The following is a 5964-nucleotide window of genomic DNA, read 5'->3' on the forward strand; positions in this document are numbered from 1 at the left end:
ATCACCTTCTACTGGTGCAATCCCAGCTCCGGGTGCCCTCAACGTGATCCTCCATATCTCCTCCCTCTCGCCATCGATTGTCTCCTGGATATCAATAAAATTACCGGACTTCCACTCACCCCGGCCTTGAAAACGAAATTCAGACTCACGGTCTTCCGTGGCATTCCAGATAATGAAATTCGCCGGACGGTTATTGGTAGATGTCGATACGGCCCCATCGGCGAATCTGATTTCATAGTCCGCCGGATAGAGAATCTGCTTGTCAAAATTGGCGCCGGAGAGTGTTATTTCAAACTCGAAGTCGCTGTCCCCGGCAATCCAGGCCGATGCAGTCGTGTCCAGCCGGGTTTGATCGTTATCGACAACCAGGCTCAGGCCGTCAAATACCGGCCCCTCATTATCGATGCTTAGCGCGTTGCTGGCGCTGATTTTCAGATCGTCCGCGCCATTGGTCACATCCGTCACCGAGTATGATGTCGTCAGGAAAACCTGGGCCGGCGTTAAAGTGTTGACGTCGAAGGGGACCAATTCGTCCGAACTTTGGAACGTGACCCGGTAAGTACGGTCGACGACAAGTCTCTCATCAAGGACCTTAATCCCGGCAATGCCACCGCTACCGATAATCCCAGAGCCTGTAATCAGGTTTCCTGCCGGCTTCAAACTCCCCTCTTCAACAAAAGGCGAAATGTATCCCGGCACTTTTGGATTGGGGGTGACCACAACGGTATTGACATCGGTACCAACCACATTGCCAAAAGCGTCGATGTCGATAACAGATGATGACTCCGAAGGGGGTAGCCCAGTTGTGCCAAGATTGGGTGCACCTCTGTCATAAGATACAACAGCATAATAATAGGTTTGACCATTCTCTACAGTGCTATCGACAAAAGAGTGCCGCAAACCAGAGTCATTACCCAAGTCAAAAGAAATACCGTTGACTCTAACCGGAGCCGGACCTTTGATGCCGTTTACAAGGTCGAAGGTGGCGATCGCCGTTCTAAAAGTAGCGTTGCCAAAAGCATCCGTAATGTTTTTCGATTCTAGAAAGGCCGGTTCTGTACTGCGGTAAATTTTATACCCCTCGAAATCTTTCGCACCCGGACGGCCGGTTTCAGGATTGATCAAGAAAAGGTCTACCGATTCTTCAGCTCGCCGATCCCAATAGAGAGTGACCTTGCCATCGCCGGGCACTGCGGTGACAAATGGCTTCAAGGGCGGCTTGGCAAAATTATAATTGGCATTAAAGATTAATTGCACCGTAATTTTATTTCTTAAGAGATCATCGAGATTCTCGCCAAAAAGCATCGCAATAGAAAATGATTGGCTGCTTCCTTTTGGCAGGGAAAAGCCGCCGGAACTGTAGAGGAGACTTGCTAAAGAGTTTTGAATATCTGTAACAAATCTCTTGTTGCTAAAGGAGTCCCAGATTAAGTCATCAGTTTTCGGCGTAATATCGTGTGTCACAAATATATGAACGCCTGTAAGGCCAATCTGATCTGATTCGTCCAGATCTGTCGCATCAAAATTAGGCTCCCCGGCCGTTGGCATGCCATCGCCTTCGCCAAAATCGGGGCCAGGATAACCGGGATCAAAGTTGCTGATGCCATCGGCACCCACGTCGTTGTTGAGCGGCTCGTTGGTGGAATCCCATCGGCCATTGCTGTTCAAATCGGAGAAACCCACCCAGTCCAGATCCTCATCTCCGGTCCATAAAATCCCGGATTTAACCGCCGGGAATTCTGCGATTTCTAAACCAAAAAAGCTCGTGAGGTTCTCAACGTCATAATTGGTTTGAATATAGTTGGTGATATTGTCGATTCCTTCGATTTTATCGCCTGGCCCGCTTTCACGTGTCTCGTCCGTAAAACCATCGTCATCGTTGTCTTCATTATCGAATGGATTACCCGGACTTTCCAGGAAGGCGAACCCGGCATAAGCAGTGGGGGAAAAACCGGTATTGCCCTTATTATCCCTATCAAACCCGTAGCTGATGTCGATGAACGTGTCATAAAACGCGCTGTCGTCGCCAGAATCTCCCAAACCGCCAATGCCATAGTCAAACATCATTCCAAAGAAAACTTTCGGTTCCGTACCAGCCGGAACCACACCGAGATCGAAGGCAGAGATGTTGTAAATTTTGTATACCCAAAAAACCACATCCTCGGCCAACACCTGCGACCACTGCAGTCCTCTAGCGGTTACCATGGTTCCGAGACCGCCTCGGTTTGGATCGCTCGGGACAGGCAGGTAATTAAACTCCCGGTCCGAAGCGTCATCCATCACAAAAAACGTTTCGAGATCCGCGTTGAATTGATTCTTGCCAAAAAACCCGTTCCACGCGCCCGGCCATCCGGGATCATCGGCAAATTCAGGGCCGAATTTATCCGGCCAGACATCCGGCCAGGAGTCGGGCTTATTGCTCATGGCGGGCGTGATGTTCCGGCCAAAAGGAAACGGCCCGCGCTCAAAATTTTTACCATCCCAACCTGGGCGCGGCTCGTACCCCCACGGGGTGCCGGTAGGACCGACGTCGATATCCTCGCGATAACCGGCTTCTGCGATGTGGACCACGTTGCCGTCGCGATCGACTACTTCTGCAATGACGATGGGCGTGGCGCCCTCAACATAAGTATGACCACTGCCTTTCGGCCACTCCGCCGGATCCGGATTATTCGGCCAGTTCCCTACCATGCCGTAATTTATGAAGGGAGTGTTTACCAAATTACCATTCATCTGCCCCCATTTTCTAAAAGTTCGCTCACCATAAACCCCGGACTGCGGATCCCCGTTTGTGCCTTGCGCCCGAACCTGTGAACTGAGAATCGCGATTAGAAATAAGGCAGAAAAACCGAATAGAAGTTTTTGAGACATATTAAATCCTCCATCCTTTGTTAGGCAAAGTCCATGCCAGTTCCATCTTTTTGTTGGTGCCATAAATTTAACCAATTAATCAAAAGGTGGACTTACTGAGCCTACCACTACCAGACGTAGTAGTCTAAGCCAATTAATTAACGGTCGTAAGTTCAATTCGAGTTCAGACATAAATTTGAATTTATTTATTTTCAATATAATATATTACACAAAGGTATGCCAAGAACCACCAAAATTTTTTACTCTTGTACATACATCTTGATTTTTCGGAACACCTAAAAGCCTTGATGTAGAAACATTGAGCGGAAACTAAAGTTGAAAGGCCAATTCATTTATTTCTTATTCACACCCCAAATTAAGGAAGTAATATCATGAGGCAGTATAAAGCCTTTCAAAAGAAGCGGGAGTCTATCCAGGGTAAAACCATAGTCGGTATAGACCCGGCGAACGATAAACATCAAGGCGTTGTCATCAATGAATTTGGTCTTCCCATCGGCAATAGTTTTCATTTTTCTGTGAGTTTTGAGGGTTACACAACGATTAAGCTAACCGGATTTAACCGACCAATAAATCCTTATATTGCCAATCATCGTCGCACGGTTAAATTCCGTGTTAAGCGCCGTGTTATGCATGATTTTGATTTTGCTTGCAGTGCCAAGATAAAGTGTGATTCCCAAGAGCACCATCATGAGTCTTTGTGGACACACTGATTTCCAGCGACCATTGTGGCCTTCGCTCAATCTTCTATTCAAGAATTTCAAGAACTCCCCGTTTACCAGCTTTAGCTGAAACTGCTTTAAGAATTGTCCGTATTGCATTAGCATTTTGTCCATGTTTTCCAATTATTTTACCATAGTCTCCAGCACCAACACGCAACTCATAAATACAAACTGATTCGCCCTCAATCTCGGTTATTCTGACTTCATCAGGTTTGTCCACTATAGGCTTAACGATGTTTTCTAAAAATTCCTTTAGCATAATATCCTGTTGCCATTAAAATTAGCTTTAAACATTTGATGTTGGGTCTAGAACTCAGGAATCAGGTTGCCTTACAAGAGCATTATCTTTGTGTTTGGCATGCACTTGTTCCCATTTCGCTTTCTCCTTTGGTTCAAAGAGAATGCTTCTAGTTACGGAGTTCTTTTTGGTTGTTTTTCCGACTTCTTTTTTGTCTTTTGTTCCTGTTTACTTTTCTTCTGTTTCTGACTCTTGTTCTTGTCTTTCTTGCCACCCTTGTCTCCCATTATGTACATCCTTTCCTGTTATCAATCATCTTTTACCGTAAAGGTCAATATATTGTAATCTATAATTTTGTACCTTCATTGTCCTTATGGTTTATTTTTTAATAGTGTTTCAAAAAGAGTAATAAATTTTTTAGCAATTTTATCAGGTGAGAATTTATCTATAATTTTTTCAGCTTTCTTATTTATATCAATCAACATGCTTTTATCATTAAGTAGCGTAATTAATTGAGAATTAAGATCAGATGGATTAGTATAATGTATAAGCGCTTCTTTAAAATCTTGAAAAAAATCTGAGCCTTTGGGAACAAAAATTGGGCAACCCGTTCCCAGGGCCTGTAAAGCAGTAGTAGAAACTACAGCCTGGTCTTTAATTTGATATTTGTGTAAAATAACAACATCGGAAGCAAAAAGATAGTCATCAAATAATTGGGTAGTAATAACCTTTTCTCTTTTAACAATGATATAAGGATTTTCGGTTTGATTTTCTTCTAGAAGTTCGTGCATATCCTCTCTGATCACCTGGAGAAGAATGGTATTGTTTCGTAGCTCTTTTGGTAAATCTCTATAATAATGTCCATATCCTCTATGACTGAAAGAATAAACAATTTTTTTGTTTAAGGGAAGGCCTAATTTTTTTCTGGCTTCAATTTTATCTCCCGTTCTCATCTTGTAGCAGGGGAAAGGGATAAATTCTGCGTCAGGATATGCTTTTTTTAAAAAATTTTGACGCTGATCGAAATATACTATACTGTCCCACAGTATTCTATAAAACCAAGTTCCGTCCGGAGGTCTGTTTTCATGAACTACATGCACAACTTTTGCTTTCTTTTTTATAATAGGCATGAGATTATTAAGTTTCTCACCAGGCAACACTCCAAGATCCTCGACTATAAGTATTTCATAATCATTTTCAATAAAGGGACGCGGATCTATGGTATTTGTGTTAAACCTTGTACCAAAACAGGGAAATACAAAATCTTCATTTTCTGCCGTAATTCCATCTCCATGATGATCATGCGGGTAAAATGTAAAAACTATTACATCGTGACCCATTTCCATAAAGGCTTTTGCAATTGGTTCAGAGTGCATACATACACCACTGGTTGTATTCCAGGCTGACATAAATGCAATTTTCATCTTTTATTTTCTCCTATACTGTTTTGGGCTTTCACAAGTGTATTTTTTTAATATATTTATTAACATCATAATTTTAGTATTTTTTTAAGAATAAATTAACAATCTGCAAAAATAACTGTTTTTATTCAGGAAAGCTAATATAATGTTTAACATTAATCGTTCTGAAAGAAATCCTCTTATTACGCTCTCGAGCGATTAATCCTGTGCTTTAGCAAAAATCCATCCGGTGTACATCTATCATAAGCCCATTATACATCATATAATTTTTTACCAAAAATAGCATGATTGATAATTTTCTTCTAATAACATTTTAGTAAAGTTTACCAGCACTGAGTGTTTTTATATTTTTGTGTATGTGTTTCTCGTATAAATAACAATAAACAGACAGTAAGAGGTAAAAGGAAATAAAAATTATGCTGCTTGACTATGATTGTGATGATGTAACCCGAATAAAATTGGTTGTTAAATTATTTTACCTTCGAACTGGGTTTTAAATCCCGATAGTGTCTTTTGCTCAAGGCTTTGATGTGGTCTGAAACTATTGACTCCCATTAATATTAACTTAGCGTATCGATGTTCAATGATAAATGCAATTTTTGCTTTTGGCTAACGTTTGCGTTCACCGGGCGGCGGAGAGCGACTTTCCATTGCGAGAAACGGTGGCACCGCCGCTCCGGTGCAACGCATTGTTATGCCGCATTGTCGATCACAG

At 42.4% G+C, this 5964-nt stretch carries 4 protein-coding genes; 1 reads left to right on the forward strand and 3 read right to left on the reverse strand.

The window, feature by feature from the left end; translation table 11 throughout:
* The coding region (locus IIC38_19640; protein MCH8128135.1) for a hypothetical protein at nucleotides 1–2871 on the reverse strand (2871 nt) is incomplete at its 3' end.
* A gap of 371 nt (nucleotides 2872–3242) precedes the next feature.
* Between IIC38_19640 and IIC38_19645 the strand changes: the two genes are divergently transcribed.
* Entirely contained in the window at nucleotides 3243–3581 is a 339-nt protein-coding gene (locus IIC38_19645; GenBank protein ID MCH8128136.1) for a hypothetical protein, read from the forward strand.
* Nucleotides 3582–3615: 34 nt separating this feature from the next.
* On the opposite strand, the gene IIC38_19650 is transcribed toward IIC38_19645, so the two are convergent.
* A complete protein-coding gene (locus IIC38_19650; GenBank protein ID MCH8128137.1) occupies nucleotides 3616–3849 on the reverse strand; it encodes a KH domain-containing protein in 234 nt (77 codons plus the stop codon).
* Nucleotides 3850–4199: 350 nt separating this feature from the next.
* The gene (locus IIC38_19655) at nucleotides 4200–5252 is read right to left on the reverse strand and encodes a hypothetical protein (protein ID MCH8128138.1); all 1053 of its coding nucleotides are present in this window, start codon (nucleotides 5250–5252) and stop codon (nucleotides 4200–4202) included.
* Nucleotides 5253–5964: the final 712 nt, after the last annotated feature.

This window comes from candidate division KSB1 bacterium, from assembly GCA_022566355.1.
In the GTDB taxonomy this organism is placed as follows: Bacteria; Zhuqueibacterota; JdFR-76; order JdFR-76; family DREG01; genus JADFJB01.